We start from the raw sequence: 23,109 nt of genomic DNA on the forward strand, positions 1-23,109 counted from the left end.
GCCGCGGATCAGCGCGCTGTCACGCCGACGCGCCGTCCTTCCTGAGCCGGAACCAGTAGAAACCGTGTCCCGCCAGCGTCAGCAGGTAGGGCCACTCACCGATCGCGGGGAACCGCACCCCGCCGATCAGCTCCACCGGATGCCGCCCGCTGAAGGTCTTCAGGTCCAGCTCCGTGGGCTGCGCGAACCGCGAGAAGTTGTGCACGCACAGCACCAGGTCGTCGCCTTCGCCCTGCTCCGAGGGCGCCTCGCGCAGGAACGCCAGCACCGCCGGGTTGGACGACGGCAGCTCGGTGTACGAACCGAGCCCGAAGGCCGGGTTCTGCTTGCGGATCTCGATCATCCGCCGCGTCCAGTGCAGCAGCGAGGACGGCGACGCCATCGCCGCCTCCACGTTGGTGACCTGGTAGCCGTAGACCGGGTCCATGATCGTCGGCAGATAGAGCCGGCCCGGGTCGCTGGAGGAGAAGCCCGCGTTCCGGTCGGGCGTCCACTGCATCGGGGTGCGCACCGCGTCCCGGTCGCCCAGCCAGATGTTGTCGCCCATCCCGATCTCGTCCCCGTAGTAGAGGATCGGGGAGCCGGGCAGCGACAGCAGCAGCGCGGTGAACAGCTCGATCTGGTTGCGGTCGTTGTCCAGCAGCGGGGCGAGCCGGCGCCGGATGCCGATGTTGGCGCGCATCCGCGGATCCTTCGCGTACTCCGCGTACATGTAGTCGCGCTCTTCGTCCGTGACCATTTCGAGGGTCAGCTCGTCATGGTTGCGCAGGAAGATCCCCCACTGGCAGCCGGTCGGGATCGCCGGGGTCTTCGCCAGGATCTCGGAGACCGGATAGCGGGACTCGCGCCGCACCGCCATGAAGATGCGCGGCATCACCGGGAAGTGGAACGCCATGTGGCATTCGTCGCCCCCCTTCTGGTAGTCGCCGAAGTAGTCGACGACGTCCTCGGGCCACTGGTTCGCCTCGGCGAGCAGCACCGTGTCCGGGTAGTGCGCGTCGATCTCCGCGCGGACCCGCTTGAGGAAGGAGTGGGTGGCCGGAAGGTTCTCGCAGTTGGTGTTCTCGCGCTGGTAGAGGTACGGCACGGCGTCCAGCCGGAAGCCGTCGATGCCCAGGTCGAGCCAGAAGCGCAGCGCGGAGACGATCTCCTCCTGCACCTTCGGGTTCTCGTAGTTGAGATCCGGCTGGTGCGAGAAGAAACGGTGCCAGTAGTACTGCTTGCGCACCGGGTCGAAGGTCCAGTTGGACGTCTCCGTGTCGACGAAGATGATCCGGGCGTCCTGGTACTGCTTGTCGTCGTCGGCCCAGACGTAGTAGTCGCCGTACGGGCCCTCGGGGTCCTTGCGGGACTCCTGGAACCAGTCGTGCTGATCGCTCGTGTGGTTCATGACGAAGTCGATGACCACACGCATGCCGCGCTGGTGCGCGGCGTCCACGAACTCCACGAAGTCGGCGAGATCGCCGAACTCGGGGAGCACGGCCGTGTAGTCCGACACGTCGTAGCCGCCGTCGCGCAGCGGCGACTTGAAGAAGGGCGGCAGCCAGAGGCAGTCGACACCCAGCCACTGGAGGTAGTCCAGTTTGGCGGTGATGCCCTTCAGGTCGCCGATGCCGTCGCCGTTGCTGTCCTGGAACGAACGCACCAGGACCTCGTAGAAGACGGCTCGCTTGAACCAGTCGGGATGCCGGTCCTTGACCGGTGTGTCCTCGAACGTGTCGTGGACGGGCTCGTTGACGATCATGATGTGGGTGACCCTCCGATCGGCGGGGACGGTCGCAGAACCACGATGTGCGCGGGCGTGACGCCCGGCTCCAGACGCACATAGTTGGAGCTGCCCCAGTGATAGGTCTGGCCGGTCAGCTCGTCGCGTACCGGAACGGTCTCGTGCCACGGGAGGCCGAGCCGCTCCATGTCCAACGAGACCGTCGCCTCCTGGGTGTGGTGAGGGTCGAGGTTGACGACCACCAGAACGATGTCCGTGCCCGACCTCTTGCTGTACGCGATGACCGCGTCGTTGTCGGCGTGGTGGAAGTGGAGGTCACGCAGCTGCTGGAGGGCGGGATGCCGCCGCCGGATCCGGTTCAGCCGGGTGATCAGGGGGGCGATGGTGCGGCCCTCGCGCTCGGCCGCTTCCCAGTCCCGTGGCCTCAGCTGGTACTTCTCGGAGTCAAGGTACTCCTCGCTGCCGGGGCCCGCGGGGGAGTTCTCGCAGAGTTCATATCCCGCGTACACGCCCCACGACGGAGCCATCGTCGCCGCCAGCACCGCCCGTACCTCGAAGGCGGGCCGGCCGCCCTCCTGGAGGTAGGCGTGCAGGATGTCCGGCGTGTTCACGAAGAAGTTCGGCCGCATGGACGCGGCCGACTCACCCGACAGCTCCGTCAGGTACTCCGTCAGCTCCGCCTTCGTGGTGCGCCAGGTGAAATACGTATACGACTGCTGGAAGCCGACCGCTCCCAGCGTGCGCATCATCGCGGGCCGGGTGAATGCCTCCGCCAGGAAGATCACATCGGGATCGGTGCGGTTGATCTGCGCGATCACCTTCTCCCAGAAGACCACCGGTTTCGTGTGCGGATTGTCGACGCGGAAGATCCGTACCCCGTGGGCCATCCAGTGGCGCAGCACCCGGGTGGTCTCCCGGACCAGACCGCGCAGATCGCTGTCGAAGGCGATCGGGAAGATGTCCTGGTACTTCTTCGGCGGGTTCTCCGCGTACGCGATCGAGCCGTCGGCGCGGTGGTGGAACCACTCGGGGTGCTTGGTGACCCAGGGGTGGTCGGGGGAGCACTGGAGCGCGAAGTCGAGCGCGACCTCCATCCGCAGGGTGCGGGCCGTCTCCACGAAGTGGTCGAAGTCCTCGATCGTGCCCAGGTCGGGGTGGATCGCGTCGTGGCCGCCGTCGGCCGAGCCGATCGCCCAGGGCACGCCGACGTCCTCGGGGCCGGGGGTGAGGCTGTTGTTGGCGCCCTTGCGGTGCGTGGTGCCGATGGGGTGGATCGGCGGCAGGTACACCACGTCGAAGCCCATCGCGGCGACGGCGGGCAGCCGCCGCGCGGCGGTTCTGAAGGTGCCGCTGACCGGCGGCTCGCCCTTCTTGACGACGGCGCCCTCCGAGCGCGGGAACAGCTCGTACCACGAGCCGTACAGCGCGCGTCCGCGCTCCACCAGCAGCGGGACCGGACGCGCCGCGGTGACCAGGTCGCGCAGCGGATGGCGGGTCAGCGCCGCGTCCACCTCGGGCGCGAGCGCCGCGTCCAGCCGGGCGCGGGACGGCAGGGAGGTGTCGCGCAGCGCGTCGGCGGCGGCCAGCACCGCTTCCCGGCCGTCGCGTTTGGGCACCCCGGCGGCGGCCCGGTCGTGGAGCGCCGCGCCCTCCGCGAGGACCAGCGCGATGTCCTGCGGGTCGTCGCCCGCCGGGATCTTGACGGAGGCGGCATGGCGCCAGGTGGCGACCGGATCGCTCCACGCCTCCACGGTGTAGGTCCAGCGGCCCTCCTCGGTGGGGGTGACCTCGGCACCCCACCGGTCGGTGCCCGGGGCGAGTTCGGCCATGGGGGTCCAGGGGCCGGGGCGGCCACCGGGGTCCATGAGGACGACATTGGCCGCGACGGCGTCATGGCCCTCGCGGAAGACCGTGGCGGTGACCTGGAAGGACTCACCGCTCACCGCCTTCGTGGGGCGTCTGCCGCAGTCGACGAGCGGATGTACGTCCAGGACGGGGATACGACCAATCAGCGGTTTCACTGGATCACCTGATGAGGCTGTGCGGGCGTGACAGGCAGGGCGGGGCGACCGGGCCGGCCGGAGCGGCCGGGCCGATCGGGTACAGCGGTAGCGATTCGGGTGTTTTTACCGAATTTTGATGGTCTGAGAGTTCTTTGTAGCTGCTCGGAGGACGACTGGGAGGCTGCGAGCATGGCCGCTCCTGTCCGCGTTCACTCGAATAGCGCTGGAATCATGTGGAGACGCGCTCGTGTGCGGTAAGTACGTGCCGTGCGAGTGCCATGAGCACAGGTCGTGCGAACGGGTCGTGCGTACCGCAGGAGCCTTCCCACTCCTTTCGGGTGGGCAATCCGGCGGATTGTTAACTACTGGGGCGTACGGAAACCCGCCCCGGCGCGCGGACACCGGGAGCAACACGTACGACATCCTTCGTGCCGGCGTCCGCGTCCGCACTCCGGCACGGCGCGGAGGCGCACGGGTGAGTGCGCGTGTGCGCCGTGGTCGTGGAGGGCGCTGTGGGGCTACCGTCGGAGGGACGGCGGGCCGCACAGCGTGGTGCGCCCCTCTTCGGCTCGTATGCCCCCCGCGAAGCTCGTATGCCCCCTGCGAAGGTGGAACAACGTGAAGGCAATCCGTCGGTTCACCGTCCGCCCCGTCCTGCCCGAACCGCTCCGGCCGCTCGGCGACCTCGCCCGTAACCTCCGCTGGTCCTGGCACACCGGCACCCGTGAACTCTTCGAGGCCGTCGACCCCGTCGGCTGGCGGACCTGCGGCGCCGACCCCGTACGGCTGCTCGGCGCGGTCTCCGCCGCGCGCCTCGCCGAACTGGCCGGGGACCGCTCCTTCCTCGACCGGCTCCGCGCCGCCGCCGCCGACCTCGACACCTATCTCCATGGCGGACGCTGGTACCAGGACCGCGACGGCGAGGGCGCCGCACTGCCCGCCGCCATCGGCTACTTCTCGCCCGAGTTCGGGGTGACGGCGGCCCTGCCCCAGTACTCGGGCGGCCTCGGCATCCTCGCCGGTGACCACCTCAAGGCGGCCAGCGACCTCGGCGTTCCCCTGATCGGCGTAGGACTGCTCTACCGGCACGGCTACTTCCGCCAGTCGCTCTCCCGCGACGGCTGGCAGCAGGAGCGCTACCCGGTCCTCGACCCCGACGAACTGCCCCTCACCCAGCTCCGCGAGGCCGACGGCACACCCGTCCGCATCACCCTCGCCCTGCCGGGCCGCCGCTCGCTGCGCGCCTGCGTCCGGCAGGCCGCCGTCGGCCGGGTCCCGCTGCTGCTCCTCGACTCCGACGTCGAGGAGAACGGGCCGGGCGAGCGCGAGGTCACCGACCGGCTCTACGGCGGCGGCAGCGAACACCGGCTGCTCCAAGAGATGCTGCTCGGTATCGGGGGCGTCCGCGCCGTCCGCGCGTACTGCCGGCTCACCGGACACCCCACGCCCGAGGTCTTCCACACCAACGAGGGCCACGCCGGTTTCCTCGGCCTGGAGCGCATCCGCGAACTCATGGCGGACGGCCCGGCCCCGGACGGCGCGGCCCCGGGCAGGGCGGCCCCGGACGGCGCCGGGGGGCTCGGCTTCGAGGCCGCCCTGGAGGCGGTGCGGGCCGGCACGGTCTTCACCACCCACACCCCCGTTCCCGCCGGTATCGACCGCTTCGACCGCGACCTGATCGCCCGCCACTTCGGCGACGACGGTGAACTGCCCGGCGTGCCCGCCGAGCGCGTCCTCGGCCTCGGCGTGGAGACCCACCCCGGCGGCGAGCCCCACCTGTTCAACATGGCCGTGATGGGCCTGCGGCTCGCCCAGCGCGCCAACGGCGTCTCCACCCTGCACGGCGCGGTCAGCCGCGAGATGTTCGCCGGGCTCTGGCCGGACTTCGACCCCGACGAGGTGCCCATCACCTCCATCACCAACGGTGTGCACGCGCCCACCTGGACCGCGTCGGAGATCACCCGGCTGGGCCCCGCCCAGGACGTGCCCGCCGCCGGTCTCTGGGAAGTACGGCGCGCGCTGCGCGAGCGGCTGGTCGGCGAGGTGCGCGCCCGGCTGCACGCCTCCTGGCGCGAGCGCGGCGCCGAAGCCGCCGAACTCGGCTGGATCGACGGCGTCCTCGACCCCGACGTCCTCACCATCGGCTTCGCCCGCCGCGTCCCCTCGTACAAGCGCCTCACCCTCATGCTGCGCGACCGCGAGCGGCTGACGAACCTGCTGCTCCACCCGGAGCGGCCCGTCCAGATCGTCGTCGCGGGCAAGGCCCATCCGGCGGACGACGGCGGCAAGCGGCTGGTGCGCGAGCTGGTGCGGTTCGCGGACGACCCCCGGGTCCGCCACCGCATCGTCTTCCTGCCCGACTACGGCATGGGGATGGCGCAGAAGCTCTACCCGGGCTGCGACGTCTGGCTCAACAACCCGCTGCGCCCGCTGGAGGCGTGCGGCACCAGCGGGATGAAGGCCGCGCTCAACGGCTGTCTCAACCTGTCCGTGCTGGACGGCTGGTGGGACGAGTGGTTCGAGCCGGACTTCGGCTGGGCCATCCCCACCGCCGACGGCTCGAACGCCGACGAGGACCGGCGCGACGAACTGGAGGCGGGCGCGCTCTACGAACTGCTGGAGGACCGCATCGCGCCCCGCTTCTACGACCGGGGCGAGGCCGGAGTGCCGGACCGCTGGATCGAGATGGTCCGCGCCACCCTGGTCACGCTCGGCCCGAAGGTGCTGGCCGGCCGGATGGTGCGGGAGTACGTGGAGCGGCTGTACGCCCCGGCGGCCGACGCCCACCGGGCGCTGGACGCGGAGACCGCCACCGCGCTGGCGGCCTGGAAGTACCGCACGCGCACCCTGTGGCCGCACGTCTCGGTCGACCATGTGGAGGCCGTCGCCGCGAGCGGTGCGGTCGGCGGGGAGGGCGGCGCCGAGCTGGGCTCCACGCTCTGCCTGCGGGTGCGCGTCGCCCTGGGCGAACTGCGCCCGGAGGCGGTGGAGGTCCAGGCCGTCGCGGGCCGGGTCGGCTCGGACGACACGATCGACGGCGCCCAGACCTTCCCGCTCAAACCGTCCGGCGGCCCCGACCTGGAGGGCCGCTGGGTGTACGAGGGGCCGCTCGCCCTCGACCGTACCGGCCCCTACGGCTACACCGTCCGCGTCCTGCCCGCCCACCCGCTGCTCGCCACCAGCGCGGACCTCGGGCTGGTCGTGCTGCCCACGGAGGCGACGGGGGAGGGCGCGGGCGTCCTGATGCGCTGACGGCGTGGCGTCCGGCGGCCCCACCGGGGCCGCCGGAGCGGCGCGGCGCCCCGGGGCGTGGCTCCCGGAGCGCCGCGCCCAGGGCGTGTCGCGAAAGTAGCGCCGTCCGCCCGAAGGACGGGCCCGGCGGCGTCCGGTGCGCTGCGCTCGCTTCGCTCCCTCCGCCTCGGCGTTGACGCGTCCTTCGGATGCCGAGCGCTCCCGCAAGGCGGAGGATCGTCCTCGTACTGGACGTACTCGGACGACTCCGACAACGCGGCGGGCGTGCGTGCCGGGCGTCGCGGGCCGGGCGGGACTTCGCAGACAGGCCCTACGCCAGGCGCCGCGCCTTGACGGTGTTGTTCGCGTGGAAGCCCTGCTGCCCCTCGGGACCGGTCGACGGCACCCGGTGTTCCGCGCTGACCAGGACCTCCCACTCCCCGACGGGCAGTGCGAGGGAGTCGAGCACCTCCCGCGCGCCCGGCAGCCGCACATCCACCGGCGGCTCCTCCATCCAGCTGGGGAAGCCGGAGTGGCCCACGATGAGCAGCACCCCGCCGGGAGCGACCGCGGCGGCGGCCGTCCGCAGGATCCGCTCGCGCGGCATGTCCTGGTACGAGTGCAGGAAGTGCGCGCAGACCAGGTCGAAGGAGCCGTCGGGGAAGGACTCCGCGAGGTCGTGGCGCTCCAGGACGATCCGGTCGGCGACGCCCGCGCCCGCCGCGTGCTCGGCGGTACGGCCCAGCGCCACGCCGGAGATGTCGGTCGCGGTGACCCGCCAGCCGCGGGACGCCAGCCAGACCGCGTCGCCGCCCTCGCCGCAGCCCAGTTCCAGCACTCTGCCCGGCGTGAGCCCGGCGGTCTCCTGGACCAGGGTGGCGTTGGGCTCGCCGCTCCAGATCCGCTCGCTCTCGTTGTAGCGGTCGTCCCACATCTGCTCGTGGGTGATGGACTCGGCGGACTCAGCGGACTCGGTGGCCCCGGTGGGCTCGGTGGCCCCGGTGGGCTCGGTGGATTCGGTGGATTCGGCGGTCATCGGTGTGCCTTCCGGTCGGTGGTCGTCAGGTCGGTGGCCGTACGGGTGCCGGTCGCAGGGGTGGCGGCGGCAGGAGTGCCGGTCGCAGGGGTGACGGTGGCCGACGCGCGGCGCTCGGCGACCGCCAGGTCGGTCTCCTCGGCCGTCAGATCGGCGTTGATCGCCGCGCCCGCGAGGTTGCCGCCGACGGCCGCCGCGTTGACCTGGGCGGTGGGATCGGTGACGTTCCCTGCCACCCACACGCCCGGCACCCCGGTGGCGCCCGCGGGCCCGGCGGCGATGTGCGTGGCGAAGACATGGCCCGACCTCTCCCGCTCGGTGACGTCGAGCCCCAGACCGGCGAGGAACGCCGCGCGGGCGGTGAAGCGCGGCGCCACCACCACGGCCCGGCAGGGCAGCGTCCGGCCGTCGGCCAGCCGGATCCCGGCGAGCCGGTCCCCGGTCACCTCGACGCCGGTCACCTCGCCGTCCACCACGGCGATCTCCCGGGCGGCGAGCCGCTCGTACTCCTCGTCCGACGGTTCGGGACCGGTGTGCAGAAAGAGGGTGACGTCCTTGCTCCACTGCCGCCACATCAGCGCCTGGTCCACGCCGAACGGCCCGCTCGACAGGATCCCGATCGGCTCGTCGCGCACCTCCCACCCGTGGCAGTACGGGCAGTGCAGCACCTCGCGCCCCCACCGGGCGGCCAGCCCCGGCACCTGCGGCAACTCGTCGGTCAGCCCGGTGGTCACCAGCAGCCGGGCCGCCGTGACCGAGGAGCCGTCCGCCGTCACGACCCGGAACCCGGCCCCGTCGGCGAGGCGTTGCGCCGTCGCCACCGTCCCGGTGACGATCTCGCCGCCGTACCCGGTCACCTCCCGGCGCCCGGCGGCCAGCAGCTCCGCGGGCGGGGTGCCGTCCAGCCCCAGATAGCCGTGGATCCCCGACGCGGGAGCGTTACGCGGCCGGCCCTCGTCGACCACCAGTACCGAACGCCGCGCCCTGGCCAGCGTCAGCGCGCCGCCGAGCCCGGCCGCGCCACCTCCGATCACCACGACGTCGTACCGGTCCGCCGCGCTCCGGCGGCCCGGTGCGTCTGCTTGTTCTCTCGTACCCATGCGAAGTACCTCCGTTCGCGGCCGATGGTCCGCTCGGAGGTACGCGCAGGGCAATTAAACTTGCCGGAACAGCAAAGTACCGGGGCCGGGCGGCCCTGGCCCGGCCGGGGTCGAGCGGCCGACCCGGCCCGGCCTGGCCCGTCCCGGCCGAGCGGCCCGGTCGCGCGGGTCTTCGGAGGCCGGTCCTACCGTTCCTCGGCCAGCGTCCGCGGATCCGTGTTCGCGCCGCACAGCACCACGCACACCTTCTCGTCCGCGCCCGCCCGGTACGCCCCGCCGCCCAGCGCCGCCAGCGCGGTCGCCGCGCCGTGTTCGACCGCGATGCGGCGGTCCTCCCAGAGGAGCCCGCGGGCGCGCACGATCTCCGCGTCCGGGACCAGGACGCGGCGCACGCCCTCGTGCCCGGCCGCCTCCAGGGCGGCGGCCGAGACGCGCCGGGCGCCCAGCGAGTCGGCCGCGACCGAGTCGACCGGGACGTCCACCACGGCGCCCGCCTCGACGGCGGCGTCGAGCGCGCGGCAGTGCTCGGGCTCGACCGCCACGGCCCGTACGCCGTGCTGCCGCGCGGCGGCGGCGACGCCCGCGAACAGCCCGCCGCCCCCCACGGCGACCACCACGGTGTCCAGATCCGGCAGCCGCTCGTGGATCTCCTCCATCAGCGTGCCGGCCCCGGCGGCGATCAGCGGATGGTCGTACGCGTGCGAGGCGAGCGCGCCCGTCGCGGCGGCGAACTCCTGGCACGCCGCCAGCGCTTCGGCGTACGCCGCGCCCACGAGGCGCACCTCGGCGCCGTACGAGCGCAGTCGCGCCACCTTCACCTCCGGCGCCGTCTCCGGCAGGAACACCGTCGCGCGCACGCCCTGCCCGCGCGCGGCCCAGGCGCAGGCCAGCCCGGCGTTGCCGCCCGAGGCGATGGTGACCCCGGCGTCCGGCAGGGTGCCCGACTCCAGGTGCGCGAGCAGGAAGTTCACCGCGCCGCGCGCCTTGAAGCAGCCGGTGTGCTGGAGGAACTCCAGCGCCAGGTGGACGCGCGGGCCGCTCCCGCCGTCGGCCGGGTCCGCCGGTGTCACCGTCACCGGGCGCACCCGGCCCGCCGTGCGGTCCACCGCCCGCTTGATGTCTCCGTAAGTCAGTTCCGACATATGCGCGCTCGCTCTCCCCGGTCCCGATTCCCCCGCTCCGATACGTTGTATCGTACGATGGCTCGCATGACCGGGCCAGCCGTTTCCCCCGACGCCGTTTCCCCCGCCGATGCCGCCGCTCCCGCCGACGCCGCCGCTCCCGCCGACGCCGCCGCTCCCGGACGCATCGCCGCCGCCGCGTTCGCGCTCCTCGCCGAGGACGGCCCCGGCGCGCTCAGCTTCCGCACGGTCGCCGCCCGGCTCGGGGTCGCGCACGCCACGGTGCAGCGCCGCTGCGGCGATCTCGCGGGGCTGCTGGACCTCTGCGCCGACCAGCTCGCCGCCGAGCTGCCCGACATCCCGCCCGGGAGCGACTGGGCCACGGCGACCGAGACGCGCTTCCGAGGGCTGTACGCGGCGCTGACCGCCCGCCCAGGACTGCTCGCGCTGCGCGGCGGACGGCCGTGGCTGGGGCCCCGGCTGCTGGGGAAGCTGGTGGAGCCGCAGCTCGCGGACAGCGTCGCGGCGGGGATGACGCCCGAGGCGGCCTTCGTCACCTACCGCCAGCTGTATCTGCTCACGCTCGGCAGCGCGACCTTCGTCGACCACCGGGACCCCGAGGGGGCCGTCGCGCTGACCCGTACCGCCCTGGCGGCGCTGGATCCGGCGGAGTTCCCCCTCCTGACCGGGCACCTCGCCGCGGTGCTGCCCGTCACCGTGGACCACGAGGTGTACTACGCCGCGCTGCGCGCGCTCATCCACGCGGCGGAGCCGCCCGGGGCGTGACACCCCGGACGGCTCGTACGAGCGGTAAGGCTCGGAAGGTGCTCAGAAGGTGCTCAGAAGGTGAGCTTGAAGCCGTTGATCTGGCCCGTGTCCCGGGCCGCGACGTCCTGGACCTTCAGCTGCCAGGTGCCGTTCGCCGTCTCCGACGACGCGTTCACGAAGTACGTCTCCACCACGTTCTGCGCGGAGTCGCCGCCGCTGGAACCCTTCAGCCGGTAGGACGTGCCGCTCGGTCCCACCAGGTCGACGACCAGGTCACCGCGCCAGGTGTGGGTGATGTCCACGTCGACCTGGAGCGCGGACGGGGCGTTGCCCGTGATGCCCGAGACCGCCAGCGGCGAGGTGACCGCCGGGCCGTTGTCCGGGATGGCGACGACGGTGTTGCTGGAGAAGACCGTGCCCGTGTTGCCGCCGCTGCCGGGCCGGGGCCCGACGTTGATGGCCGCCCAGGCGTCCGTGACGGACTTGTACTCGGCGCTGTCGGCTCCGTACAGGTCGGCCGTCACGGCGAGCGTGCCGGTGCGCGCCGCCGCGTAGTTGGTCGTGGAGGTGAACTTCGTGGTGAGCGCCTTGAACCAGATCTGCGCGGCCTTGTCGCGGCCGATGCCCGTCACGGGCAGACCGTCGTAGGTCGGCGAGTCGTAGGCGACTCCGTTGACGGTCTTGGCGCCGCTGCCCTCGGAGATCAGGTAGAACCAGTGGTTGGCCGGGCCCGAGGAGTAGTGGACGTCCACGTTGCCGAGCGTGGAGGACCAGTAGTCGCGCGACGCGCCGTCCTTGCTGGGCTTGTCCATGTAGCGCAGCGGGGTGCCGTTGCCGTTGATGTTGATCTTCTCGCCGACCAGGTAGTCACCCGGGTCGTTCGGGTTGTCGGCGTAGAACTCGACGGCCGCGGCGAAGATGTCGGAGGTGGCCTCGTTGAGACCGCCCGACTCACCGCTGTAGTTGAGGCCGGCCGTGACGGAGGTGACGCCGTGGGTCATCTCGTGGGCGGCGACGTCGATGGACGTCAGCGGCCGGGCGTTGCCCGAGCCGTCCCCGTACGTCATGCAGAAGCAGCTGTCCTGCCAGAAGGCGTTGACGTAGCCGCTGCTGTAGTGCACGCGGGAGTACGCGCCGACGCCGTCGCCGCGGATGCCGGTGCGGCCGTGCACGTTCTTGTAGTAGTCCCAGGTGAGCCCGGCGCCGTAGGCCGCGTCCGCGCCCGCTGTCTCCAGGTTGGCCGGGAGGCTGTTGCCCCAGGTGTCGGTGGAGTTCGAGAAGAGCGTGCCGGTGCCGGAGGTGGAGCGGTTCAGGTTGTACGTCCGGTGGTTGCCCCGGCCGCCGTCGGTGAGGTTGTACGTCGAGCCCGACGCGGTGGAGCCCAGGGTGACCTGGCCGCTGTACTGGGTGTTGCCCACGCCGTTCTCGACGGCCTGCCACTCGTAGAGCTTCGCGCCCGTGGCGGCGTCGGTGACGACGTGCAGCTCGTTGGGGGTGCCGTCGTGCTGGAACCCGCCGACGACGGTCTCGTACGCGAGGGTCGGCGTGCCCTTCGCCATCCAGACGACCTTGCGCGGCGCGCTCTCGGTCGCGATCTTCTCCGCGCCGTTCGCCTTGGAGTCGGCCTCGCGGGCGATGCTCAGCGCCTGCTTCTCGGCCTTGGCGGGCGTGAGGGCGGCGGTGGTGGAGACGTCCTTCAGCGTGGCGGTGGACGCCTTGCTGACCGTCTCGGTGGCGCCCGACTTCGAGGCCGAGACGACGAGGTCGCCGCCGAGTACGGGCAGCCCCTGGTAGGTGCGCTCGTACCGGGTGTGCGTGGTGCCGTCGACGTCCTGCACGACATCGCGGACGACGAGCTTCTCCCGCGCCCCGAGGCCGAGGTCCCGCGCGGTCTCCGCCTTGGCGGCGTCGGCCTCGCGTATCAGCGCGGTGCGTGCGGCAGGGGAGAGCGAACGCGGCAGCGCGCCGGGGTCGGCCTTGCCCGCGACGGGGGTCGCGGGCGCGCTGCCGGGCTGTGCGGTGGCGGCCGTGGTCTGGACGCCGACGCCGAGCAGCGCCGCTGCGGCGATGAGGGCGCCGGTGGCGGTGGCGCGGCGGCGGGACGTTGCGCTCAGGGGTCTGACGGGTCTCACACGAACTCCTTCTGCGAGGGGGGAGTACGGGACGGCTCGGATCAGCCGTGCGTGCAGAGCGAGCGGAGCGGTGGTGCGGGAGTGGTGCGGGAGGTGGTGCGGGAGTGGTGCGCAGAACGGGGGAAGAGTCCCAGCCGGGCGCCCTTGCTGTCAGGAGCGCGTCAACAAGTTGGCCGGAAATCGTCCGCTGCCCGAAATTTCCTGTTCGTTAAGCGGACGTTTCGTCGATCATCGCGGCGATGCCGTCGAGAGTCAGCCGCAGCCCGAACTCGAAGAGGGTATCGAGGTCCAGGTCGAACTCGTCCTGTGTGAAGAGCGTGTTGAGCAGCGGATACGCGCCGCCCGCCACGATGGCGCCGAATTGTGGCTCGTTCCGTGCCAGCCACTCCTCGTCGGAGAGCCCGGTGTCCTGCCTGGCCTGGCTCTCCAGGTCCGCCGCCACGGCCAGCCCCTGGACGTAGGCGAAGAGCGTCAGGTGACAGTGCATCATCGCGAACGGCGAGAGCCCGGTCCGCCTCAGCGCGTGGAGCACCCATTCGGTGTACGCCATGGCGTCGGGCGCGGGGGCGGGGCGGGTGAAGGAGGCCATCGCGGTGGCCAGCCAGGGGTGGCGCCCGTTCGCCCGCCACATCCAGCGCGCCGCGTGCTCCAGACCCGCGCGCCAGTCGGCCGGTACGGCGCCCATCGGCTCCTCGCCCGAGACCGCGTCCGACATCAGCCGCACCAGTTCGGCCTTGCCGGGGACATGGCGGTAGAGCGCCATGGTCGAGGTGGAGAGCGCGGTCGCGACCCGGCGCATCGAGAGCGCGCCCAGCCCCTCGGAGTCGGCCAGTTCGATCGCGGTCCCGATGATCCGCCGTCGGCTCAGGGCGGGTTCGCCGCGCATCGGGTCGCCCGGCGCGCGGGGCGAACGGACCCGCTCCCGCTCGACGACCACCGTGCCGACGCCGGGAACGGCCCGTACCAGGCCCTCCTGACGCAGTGTCGCCAGAGCCTTCGTCGCGGTCGCCATCGCCACCCCCCACTCCTGGGTGATCGCGCGGGTGGAGGGCACTCGGTCGCCGGGGCGCAGCGCGCCCGACTCGACGCGGTCGCGGATCTCGGCGGCGATCCTGAGATAGGGCGGCGGGCGCGGCGGGTCGGTCGTCACGCGGCCGAGTGTACTAGTGCGGTGGACAGGGGCAACCACCGGTGAACTGGGGTGCTGGGCACGGCATGCGGCGGTGCACTAGGCAGGTGCTTGCGGTGTACACCTCGCACTGCTGTGCTCCCCGTATGACCACCGGAACGACACCTGACTCACCCGACAACGCATCGCACGGGCAGCACGAGCAGCACGAGCAGCACGGGCGGCACGGGCGGCACGGGCAGCACGGGCAGCACGGGCGGTACGAGCAGCACGGGCGGTACGAGCAGTACGGGACATCCGGAGCGCCGGGCGCCGCGCGCGCCGGACGCCGGGAGTGGACCGCGCTGGGCGTGCTGATGCTGCCGCTGCTGCTCGTCTCGATGGACGTCTCCGTCCTCTACTTCGCGATCCCCGCCATCAGCGCGGACCTGCGGCCCGGATCCACCCAGCAGCTGTGGATCCTCGACATCTACGGATTCGTGCTCGCCGGGCTCCTGATCACCATGGGCGCACTCGGCGACCGGATCGGGCGCCGCCGACTGCTGCTCATCGGCGCGGCGGTCTTCGGCGTCGCCTCGGTCGCCGCCGGATACGCGCACACCCCCGGCGCGCTCATCGCCGCGCGGGCCCTGCTCGGCGTCGGCGGCGCCTGCCTGATGCCCTCGACACTCGCCCTGATCCGCGGTCTCTTCCTGGACGCCGCGCAGCGCGCCAAGGCCATCACCCTGTGGACGACCGTGATGGCCGGCGGGGTCGCCTTCGGCCCCGTGGTCAGCGGCGCGCTGCTGGAGCACTTCTGGTGGGGCGCGGTCTTCCTGATCAACCTTCCGGCGATGGCCCTGCTGCTGGTGCTCGCGCCGCTGCTGCTCCCGGAGTTCCGGGCACCGGCCACCGGCAGGTTCGACATCCTGAGCGCGGTGCTGTCGCTCGCCGCGCTGCTGCCGCTCATCCAGGGCATCAAGGAGCTGGCCAAGAACGGCTACGAACCGCTGTCCGTGCTCGCGATCGTCGTCGGGCTGGCGTTCGGCGCCGTCTTCCTGGTCCGCCAGCCCCGCCTCGACCAGCCGATGGCCGACCCCGCGCTGCTGCGACGCGCGGCGTACGGCGGCTCGGTGCTCGTCAACCTCCTCGCGATGGCCGCGACCGTCGGCTACGCGGTCTTCCTCACCCAGTACCTCCAGTCGGTGCTCGGCAAGAGCCCGTTCGAGGCCGCGCTGTGGAGCCTGGTCCCCTCGCTCGGCATCGTGGTCGCCGCCCCGGCAGGCGCCGCGCTCGCCACCCGCCTCGACCGCGCCCGTGTGATGTGCGGCGGGCTGCTCCTGTCGGCCGCCGGGTTCGGCTGGCTCAGCCAGGTCCGTACGGACTCGGCGCTGTGGACCGTACTCGTCGGCTCCGCGATGTACGCGGCCGGACTGGTCACCGCGATGACCCTGGCCAACGAACTCGCCCTCGGCGCCGCCCCGCCCGAGCGCGCGGGCTCGGCGGCGGCCGTCCTGGAATCCGGCCAGGAGCTGGGCGGCGCGCTGGGCATGGCGATCCTCGGATCGATCGGCGCCGCCGTGTACAGCGCCGACATGGACTCCGCCGCTCCCGACGCGCCGGACGCCGCGCGCGAGACGCTCGGCGGTGCGCTCGCGGTGGCCCAGCGGCTCGGCGGTGCCGCCGGTGACTCCCTGCTGGTCTCCGCGCGTGAGGCGTTCACCCACGGCATGGGCTACGCCGGGGTCGGCGCCGCCGTGACGATGGTGGGGGCGGCGGTCCTCTCCGGCACGGTGCTGCGGCACGCGCGGACGGGGGAGGAGACCGCCGAGCCGCGTGCCGGGGCCCCCGAGGGGCGGCCGGGGGCCACGGCGGGGAGGACGGGCGCGCCCGGCGGGACGCGATGACCGCGCGCACCGCCTTCCCCGCGGTCCGTGACGCCGGGTCAGCCGCCGCTCTCCCCCTGCCAGGGCGGATGGCCGATCAGCGGGATCCAGCCGCCCGGCCCGCCGGAGGCCGGGGCCTGGCCCTCCTCGGCCCGCACGTCGATGGCGCCGCCGCCCCCGTCGTGGTCGCTGCCCGCCGTCCCCTTGCTCCCGATCAGGAAGTTGAGCGTCCGGTCGACCTCCAGCCAGGAGTCCGCGTGGGAGTTGTCGATCACCAGAAGGCCGACGTTCCGGCCGGCGATCAGCGCCGTCGGCGGGGCGGGCTCGTCGGCCCGCGCGACACCGGCACCGGCGGCGCCGCACAGGAGGCCCGCCGCGACGGCGGCGCCCGTGGTGGACGCGCGCCCCGGCCGCGGCCCCTTCTCCGTCAGGCGATGCCGGCCGCTGCCCGGCCGGAAGGGATTCGTCGGCATGAGAGGCAATTCCGTATCAGACCGATACCGGGACCGGCACGGATTCCGGGTCCGGCTGCCGCCCGAGGTGGTGCCTGCTGATGTTCTTCTCCAGCAGCTCCGTGGAGCCCTTCACCCCGATGGCGCCGGTCTCCCGGGAATCCGGGAGCCGCCCGTCGGACATTTTCAGATCGATGAGCGCGCCGTCGATCGCTCCGTGCGCGGCGAAAAGACACGGGGTGCTGTAGATGGCGACATCGACGCCCAGTTCGGAGAGTTCCGAGAGCGAGAGCCGCGGTGACTTGCCGCCCGCGATCTGGTTGAACAGCAGGGGCTTGTCACCGACCACCGCGCGGATCCGGCGGATCCACTCGACGCTGCGCACGCCGTCGACGAGGATCACATCGGCGTCGGTCCGCGCCAGGGCCTCGGCGCGCCGTTCGATCTCCGCCTCCTCCGTGGCGTCCGTGCGGGCCACCACCAGCAGGTCCTCCCGGCTGCGCAGCACCAGATCGAGCTTCTCCAGGTACTCCTCAAGAGGCAGGATCAGCTTGCCGTCCGCGTGCCCGCAGCGCCGGGGACGCTTCTGGTCCTCCAGGATCACCCCGGACGCCCCGATGCTCTCCAGCTGCCGCACCACATGACAGGCGACCTCGGGGTCCACATAGCCGTCGTCGATGTCCACGAGCATGTGGTGGTGCGGGAAGGCCATCCGGAGGCGGCTCGCGAAGGCGACCATGTCGGGCCAGGAGATGTAACCGATGTCCGGAAGTCCGTAGTGCGACGCGGCGAATCCGAATCCCGAGACGAAGAAGCCGTTGTAGTGCTGGGCCGCGATGGAGGCCGAATACATGTCGTAGATACCGATGAGCGGAGTGGTGCGGGGTGTTGCGACCGCTTCACGCAAGGCGGTGCCGTAGCGCATGGCTCTCCCTGATGACAGAACTCGACCGTCGCGAGTTCGGGACCTGTGCTGACGGGTCAAAAGATTCGCAAGAGAACCAAGAATCGGTAATGCGACACACCGGACCCTCCCTCTGTTTGGCAAAATTCGCGTATATATCGCTATTTGCGCAAGTCATGAAGGGATACGTGTGGCAGGGGAGCCCTGGCGGGCCCGGCGGCCGGGGCGGCGCCCCGGACCTGGCCTTGGCCGGTGTCTCGGTCAGCGCCAGGGAATGTTCCGCCACGGGCTGCCCTGGTGCTCCGTCAGCAGCCGGTGCGCCACGACCGTCTGCTCGTAGTACGGCCCGTACTCCTCGCCGTCGAAGCGCAGCACCCGGCCCAGCGCGTACGCCGCCGAGAACTCCTCCCACGAGCGGTAGGCCGACTTGCTGAGCGCCCCCGCGTACACGATCGCCTGCTCCGCCTCGTGCGGATCGCAGAATCTGGCGGACAGCCCCCAGCGCGCCAGATTCACCGCACGCCCGTAGTCGTAGGCGACGGCGGTGATGACCCTGCCGTCCGGCGGCAGCAGCCCGTCCGCCCGGAACCGGGCCTCGTACCGGATGACGCGCCGCACCAGCTCCTCGATGCCCAGGACCTCGTCCTGCCCGAGCCCCAGGTCCTGCGCGTGGCCAGCCGCCGTCTCGCGCCACAGCTCGGCGGGCGGCGCCTCGCCGAGGCCGGTCCGCAGCTCCTCGCGCACGCGCAGTACGAAATCGGTCTCCGCCGGGCTGTTGCGCCCGTCCAGCAGGAAGTTCAACTGCTTCTGCCAGCCGTCGCGTTCGGTGATGCTCCAGAAGTCACGGAGCAGCTCGCGCTCCGTGGTGTACTCCCGGCAGACCGTGCCCACCTCGTTCCACGGCACCTCGTTGGCGATGGCCAGATGCACGCCGCAGGCCAGACCGTAGGCGAGCGGCCCGTGCAGCGCGCCGTGTCGCAGCGCGATCAGCCGGTCCCCGTCGGTGCGGTCGTGTTCCGCGGCATGGCGCAGCCACACCTCGCGGTGCCGGGGCGTGGCGGGCAGCAGGATCTGGCCCGGGGTGCCGCCGTTGACGATCAGCGGATGGCGCGGGTCGCGCCACTCGAACGTGGCGATCCACTTGAGGGAGACCCCGTGGAACACCCACTCCGGATGCCACGGCGGCAGCATGCCCCGGGTGAGCACCGGCTTGCCGACCAGCCCCGTCGTGTCCCGGTGCGTACGCCAGGTGACCAGGCCGGGCTCGGCGTCGACCTCGGCCTTCGGCGCGCCGATGTACAGCTCGGCCCCGGCCAGCACCCGCAGTTGTGCCTCCACGTCGCCGCGCGCGCCCGCCTCGTACAGCAGTTGCTCGGTCTCGGACGGCGGCACCCACGGGGCCGCGTACCCGGGGTGGTGCGGGCGCGGCCGGGGCAACGGCCGGGGGAGCGCCCGGGGCGGCTGCCGGTTCATGACCACGGGAGGTTCCCGGAGTCCGTCCGCGCGCCCGCCGTTTTCGTCGTCCCCGTGCTGGTCCCCTTCGTCACGGCCCGATCCTACGGAACGGCCCCGCAGGCCCGGCGACCTGGTCGCCCGGTGACCCGGTGACCGGCCACCGGGCCGCGGTGGGGCGCGCGGTCACGGGCGGCGCGCGCCGGTCCCTGCCCGGCCCGTCCTGCCCGGCACGTCCTGCCTGGCACGTCCCGCCCGACACATCCCTGCCCGACATGTCCCGCCCGGCTCGCGCCGTCCGGCACGCACACGCGCCGCCCGGCGTCAGACCAGACTGTCCCGCCAGGCGCGGTGCAGGCCCGCGAAGCGGCCCGTGCCCGCGATGAGATCGGCCGGGGCGCCGTCCTCCACGACGCGGCCGTGCTCCATGACCAGCACCCGGTCGGCGATCTCGACCGTGGAGAGCCGGTGCGCGATCAGCACCGCCGTACGCCCGTGCAGGACGGTGTCCATCGCGCGCTGGACCGCGCGCTCGCCGGGTATGTCGAGCGAGCTGGTGGCCTCGTCGAGGATGAGGACGGCCGGATCTGCCAGCAATGCCCGTGCGAAGCCGACCAGTTGGCGCTGCCCGGCCGAGATACGGCCGCCCCGCTTGCGTACGTCCGTGTCGTAGCCGTCGGGCAGGCCGCTGATGAAGTCGTGGGCGCCGATGGCCTTCGCCGCGCCTTCGATGTCGGTCCGCGAGGCGTCGGGGCGGCCGACGGCGATGTTCTCGGCGACCGTCCCGGAGAACAGGAACGCCTCCTGCGTCACCATCACCACGCCGCGCCGCAGTTCGGGCATCTCCAGCTCGCGCAGATCGACCCCGTCGAGCAGCACCCGGCCCTCCGTCGGATCGTAGAACCGGGCCAGCAGCTTGGCGAGCGTCGACTTTCCCGCGCCCGTCGAGCCGACCACCGCGACCGTCTGCCCGGCCGGGACCGTCAGATCGAACCGGGGCAGGACCTCCCCGCCCGTACGGTACGAGAACGCCACCGACTCGAAGACGGCCTCGCGTCCCGGCAGTTCACCGGCGAGCGGCGGCAGCGCCCGGGGCTCGGCGGGCTCGGGCACGGACGGCGTCTGCGCCAGCAGACCGGCGATCTTCTTCAGCGAGGCGCCGGCCGACTGGTACGAGTTGAGGAACATCGCCAGGCGGTCGATCGGCTCGTAGAGCCGCCGCAGATACAGCACCGACGCCGCCAGCACCCCGAGCGCCAGCGTGCCGCCCGCCACCCGGTAGGCGCCCCACAGGACCAGCCCGGCGACGGTGACGTTGGCGACGAGCCGCGAGCCGACCACATAGCGGGCCATCTCCAGCAGCGCGTCCCCGTTGGTCCGCTCATGGCTCCGGTTCAGCGTCAGGAACGCCGCGTCGTTGGCGCGCTCGCGCCGGAACGCCTGGACCGGCCGGATGCCGTTCATCGTCTCCGCGAACGTGACGATGACGGCGGCGATCGCGGTGGAGCGCCTACCGAAGACCAGCGCGGAACGGCGCTGGTAGAGCCGGACCAGCAGATACAGCGGGATGAAGGAGAGCATGGCCGTCGCGCCGAGGCCCAGGTCCAGATAGAGCAGCATCGCCGAGATGTAGGCGAACGACATCACCACCCCGATGAGTTCCTGCAGGCCCTCGCTCAGCAGCTCGCGCAGGGACTCCACATCGGTGGTGGACCGGGAGATCAGCCGACCGGAGGTGTAGCGCTCGTGGAAGTCCACGCTGAGCAGCTGCGCGTGGCGGAAGATCCGGCCGCGCAGATCCAGCAGCACGTCCTGGTTGATCCGGGCGGCGGCCCGGACGAACGCGTACTGGAACGCGCCGGAACCGAGCGCGCAGATCAGATAGCCCGCGCCCACCGCGTACAGCGGGCCGAGGTCGCCGCCCCGGAAAGCGGGCACGCCCCGGTCGATGGCGTACGCGACGAGCAGCGGCCCGCTCTGGGCGGCGGCCTGCTGGAGCAGCAGGAGCAGCGCGGCCACGGCCACTCTCGTACGGCGCGTGGCCAGCAGCGACCGCAGCAGCGCGCCGGTCGCCCCGTCGGCCGTCGGCAGATCGTCGCGCGCGAACTCGTCCGGCGCGGCGGGCTCCACGACGGGCGCGGGCGCGGCCACGGGTACGGGCGCGGTGCCGGAGGCGGTGGCGGCGGGCGGTCTCGCGGGCGCCGTGGTGTCGTCCGACCCCGTACCGGTCGATGTCGTCATCGCTCGCTCCCCTCAAGGGCCCCGAACCCGGCGTCGGCCTCGGCTCCGGCCATCAGCCACGCGTACTCCCCGCTGCTCCGCAGAAGCTCCTGATGGGTGCCCACCGCGGCGATCCGCCCTTCCGACAGCAGCGCCACCCGGTCCGCGAGCAGCACGGTCGACGGCCGGTGCGCCACCACCAGCGCCGTGGTCTCCCGCAGGACGCACCGCAGCGCCGCCTCCACCAGCGCCTCCGTGTGCACGTCCAGCGCGGAGAGCGGGTCGTCCAGCACCAGGAAGCGCGGCCGGCCCACCACCGCGCGGGCCAGCGCCAGCCGCTGGCGCTGGCCGCCGGAGAGGCTGTGGCCCTGCTCGCCCACCTCCGTGCGGATCCCGTCGGGCAGATCCCTGACGAACCCGGCCTGCGCCACGTCCAGGGCGCGGTCGAGCGCTTCCGCGTCGGCGTCGGGGCGGCCCATCAGCACGTTCTCCCCGACGCTCGCGGAGAACAGCGTCGGCTCCTCGAACGCCACCGACACCAGCTCGCGCAGCCGCCGCCGCTCCATCAGGGCGATGTCCTCGCCGTCCAGGGTGATCCGCCCCGAGGTCACCTCGTGCAGCCGGGGGACGAGCGCGGTCAGCGTGGTCTTGCCGGATCCGGTGGCGCCGACCAGGGCCATGGTCTCGCCCGGTCTGATGTGCAGATCGATCGAGGCCAGTACGGGCACGGACGCCGCGCCGTCCTCCCCACTCGGATAGCGGAACGAGACGCCCTCGAAGCGCAGCCCGCCCTCGTCCCCGCCCTCGTCCTCGTCCCCGTCCCTGTCCCGGGCCGCAACGCGCTCCGGCCGCTCCGGCCGCGCCGTCTCCGCCGTCACCTCCGTCTCCTCCGGCTCGTCCATCACCTCGAAGTACCGCTCGCTCGCGGTCCCCGCCTCCTGACACAGCGCCAGAATGAAGCCGATCGACTCCACCGGCCACCGCAGCGCGAGCGCGGTCGACAAGAACGCCACCAGCGTGCCCGCCGAGAGCCCGCCGTCCGCCACCTGGATCGTGCCCAGCACCAGCGCCGCGCCGATCGCCAGCTCCGGGATGGTCATGATCAGACCCCAGATGCCCGCCAGCAGCCGCGCCTTGTCCAGCTCCGTGCCGCGCAGCCGCCCGGTGAGCGCGCGGAAGGCCAGGGACTGGCTCTGGTGGCGCCCGAACCCCTTGACGATCCGGATCCCGAGGACCCCCTCCTCGACCACCGTCGTCAGATCGCCCACCTGGTCCTGCGCCCGCCGCGCGACCAGCGCGTACCGCGCCTCGAAGACCGAGCAGAGGGCGACCAGCGGCAGCACCGGAGCCAGCAGCACCAGCCCCAGTGTCCACTCCTGTATCAGCAGGATGGCGCAGCCGACCAGAATCGTGGTGGCGTTGACCAGCAGAAAGGTCAGCGGGAAGGCCAGGAACATCCGCAGCAGCATCAGATCCGTCGTCCCGCGCGACAGCAGCTGGCCCGAGGGCCACCGGTCGTGGAAGGCGACCGGCAGCCGTTGCAGATGGCGGTAGAGATCGGCCCGCATCGCCGCCTCCACCCCGGCCAGCGGCCTGGCCACCAGCCAGCGCCGGAAGCCGAAGAGCACGGCCTCCACGATCCCGAGCGCCAGCAGCGCCAGCGCGCCCAGCCACACGCCCCCGGGGTCCCGGTCGGTGACCGGACCGTCCACCATCCACTTGAGGACGAGCGGGATCACCAGGCCGAGACAGGACGCGACGATCGCGACGAACGCCGCGCTGAACAGGCGCGCGCGCACCGGTCGTACGTACGGCCACAGCCGCAGCAGCGAGCGCACGGCGGACCGGTTGCGGGAGGCAGCGTCGGTGGCTGCGGATGTATCGGTCATCAGGGGCGAGCCTACGGTTCACCACTGACAACGCTCATGTGTTTTCCACGCCCGCCTGCCTGAACCGCTTCCCCGCCGCCC

At 72.4% G+C, this 23,109-nt stretch carries 15 protein-coding genes; 3 read left to right on the forward strand and 12 right to left on the reverse strand.

The features are described from left to right. Positions 1-19: 19 nt before the first annotated feature. Both treS and DVH02_RS14300 read right to left on the reverse strand, forming a co-directional pair. Positions 20-1,744 (reverse strand): maltose alpha-D-glucosyltransferase, encoded by a 1,725-nt coding sequence (treS, locus tag DVH02_RS14295; RefSeq protein WP_114624186.1) that lies wholly within the window; start codon positions 1,742-1,744, stop codon positions 20-22. Next, positions 1,741-3,738 carry an alpha-1,4-glucan--maltose-1-phosphate maltosyltransferase gene (locus tag DVH02_RS14300; RefSeq protein ID WP_114624200.1) on the reverse strand — a complete coding sequence of 666 codons (1,998 nt, stop codon included), beginning with the start codon at positions 3,736-3,738 and terminating at the stop codon, positions 1,741-1,743. Before DVH02_RS14300 ends, treS begins: the two co-directional genes overlap by 4 nt. A 609-nt stretch (positions 3,739-4,347) precedes the next feature. Here DVH02_RS14300 and glgP point away from each other — a divergent pair. Next, complete coding sequence (glgP, locus tag DVH02_RS14305) at positions 4,348-6,981, forward strand: alpha-glucan family phosphorylase (protein WP_114624187.1); 2,634 nt, start codon at positions 4,348-4,350, stop codon at positions 6,979-6,981. Between the two features lie 310 nt (positions 6,982-7,291). Here the strand turns inward: glgP and DVH02_RS14310 are convergent, their stop codons facing one another. The 3 genes from DVH02_RS14310 to DVH02_RS14320 form a co-directional block, all read right to left on the reverse strand. After that, positions 7,292-7,894 carry an SAM-dependent methyltransferase gene (locus tag DVH02_RS14310; protein WP_233518224.1) on the reverse strand — a complete coding sequence of 201 codons (603 nt, stop codon included), beginning with the start codon at positions 7,892-7,894 and terminating at the stop codon, positions 7,292-7,294. Between the two features lie 98 nt (positions 7,895-7,992). After that, the gene (locus DVH02_RS14315) at positions 7,993-9,096 is read right to left on the reverse strand and encodes an NAD(P)/FAD-dependent oxidoreductase (protein ID WP_114624189.1); all 1,104 of its coding nucleotides are present in this window, start codon (positions 9,094-9,096) and stop codon (positions 7,993-7,995) included. 185 nt (positions 9,097-9,281) lie between these two features. Beyond that, on the reverse strand, positions 9,282-10,238 hold the full coding sequence (locus DVH02_RS14320) for a serine/threonine dehydratase (protein ID WP_114624190.1): 957 nt from the start codon (positions 10,236-10,238) through the stop codon (positions 9,282-9,284). A 66-nt stretch (positions 10,239-10,304) separates the two neighbouring features. Between DVH02_RS14320 and DVH02_RS14325 the strand changes: the two genes are divergently transcribed. Next, entirely contained in the window at positions 10,305-11,003 is a 699-nt protein-coding gene (locus DVH02_RS14325) for a TetR/AcrR family transcriptional regulator C-terminal domain-containing protein (RefSeq protein ID WP_233518221.1), read from the forward strand. A 53-nt stretch (positions 11,004-11,056) separates the two neighbouring features. Here the strand turns inward: DVH02_RS14325 and DVH02_RS14330 are convergent, their stop codons facing one another. Next, positions 11,057-13,099 carry a M4 family metallopeptidase gene (locus tag DVH02_RS14330; RefSeq protein ID WP_114624202.1) on the reverse strand — a complete coding sequence of 681 codons (2,043 nt, stop codon included), beginning with the start codon at positions 13,097-13,099 and terminating at the stop codon, positions 11,057-11,059. Positions 13,100-13,325: 226 nt separating this feature from the next. After that, positions 13,326-14,267, reverse strand: a complete 942-nt coding sequence (locus DVH02_RS14335; protein WP_114624191.1) for a TetR/AcrR family transcriptional regulator C-terminal domain-containing protein — start codon at positions 14,265-14,267, stop codon at positions 13,326-13,328. 335 nt (positions 14,268-14,602) lie between these two features. Between DVH02_RS14335 and DVH02_RS14345 the strand changes: the two genes are divergently transcribed. Continuing rightward, positions 14,603-16,132: an MFS transporter gene (locus tag DVH02_RS14345; RefSeq protein ID WP_114624203.1), complete on the forward strand. Its 1,530-nt coding sequence runs from the start codon at positions 14,603-14,605 to the stop codon at positions 16,130-16,132. Between the two features lie 38 nt (positions 16,133-16,170). Here DVH02_RS14345 and DVH02_RS35580 read toward each other — a convergent pair whose 3' ends face one another. From DVH02_RS35580 to DVH02_RS14370, 5 genes are all read right to left on the reverse strand, one after another. Next, positions 16,171-16,584 (reverse strand): hypothetical protein, encoded by a 414-nt coding sequence (locus DVH02_RS35580; protein ID WP_199566280.1) that lies wholly within the window; start codon positions 16,582-16,584, stop codon positions 16,171-16,173. 16 nt (positions 16,585-16,600) lie between these two features. Next, the gene (locus DVH02_RS14355; protein WP_114624192.1) at positions 16,601-17,488 is read right to left on the reverse strand and encodes an isocitrate lyase/PEP mutase family protein; all 888 of its coding nucleotides are present in this window, start codon (positions 17,486-17,488) and stop codon (positions 16,601-16,603) included. 240 nt (positions 17,489-17,728) lie between these two features. Further along, positions 17,729-18,940 carry a DUF1266 domain-containing protein gene (locus DVH02_RS14360; protein WP_114624205.1) on the reverse strand — a complete coding sequence of 404 codons (1,212 nt, stop codon included), beginning with the start codon at positions 18,938-18,940 and terminating at the stop codon, positions 17,729-17,731. 303 nt (positions 18,941-19,243) lie between these two features. Further along, complete coding sequence (locus DVH02_RS14365) at positions 19,244-21,160, reverse strand: ABC transporter ATP-binding protein (protein ID WP_114624193.1); 1,917 nt, start codon at positions 21,158-21,160, stop codon at positions 19,244-19,246. Continuing rightward, positions 21,157-23,028 (reverse strand): ABC transporter ATP-binding protein, encoded by a 1,872-nt coding sequence (locus DVH02_RS14370; protein ID WP_114624194.1) that lies wholly within the window; start codon positions 23,026-23,028, stop codon positions 21,157-21,159. The genes DVH02_RS14365 and DVH02_RS14370 overlap by 4 nt, the downstream gene beginning before the upstream one ends. Between the last annotated feature and the right edge of the window lie 81 nt (positions 23,029-23,109).

The organism is Streptomyces corynorhini, from assembly GCF_003346515.1.
In the GTDB taxonomy this organism is placed as follows: Bacteria; Actinomycetota; Actinomycetes; order Streptomycetales; family Streptomycetaceae; genus Streptomyces; species Streptomyces corynorhini.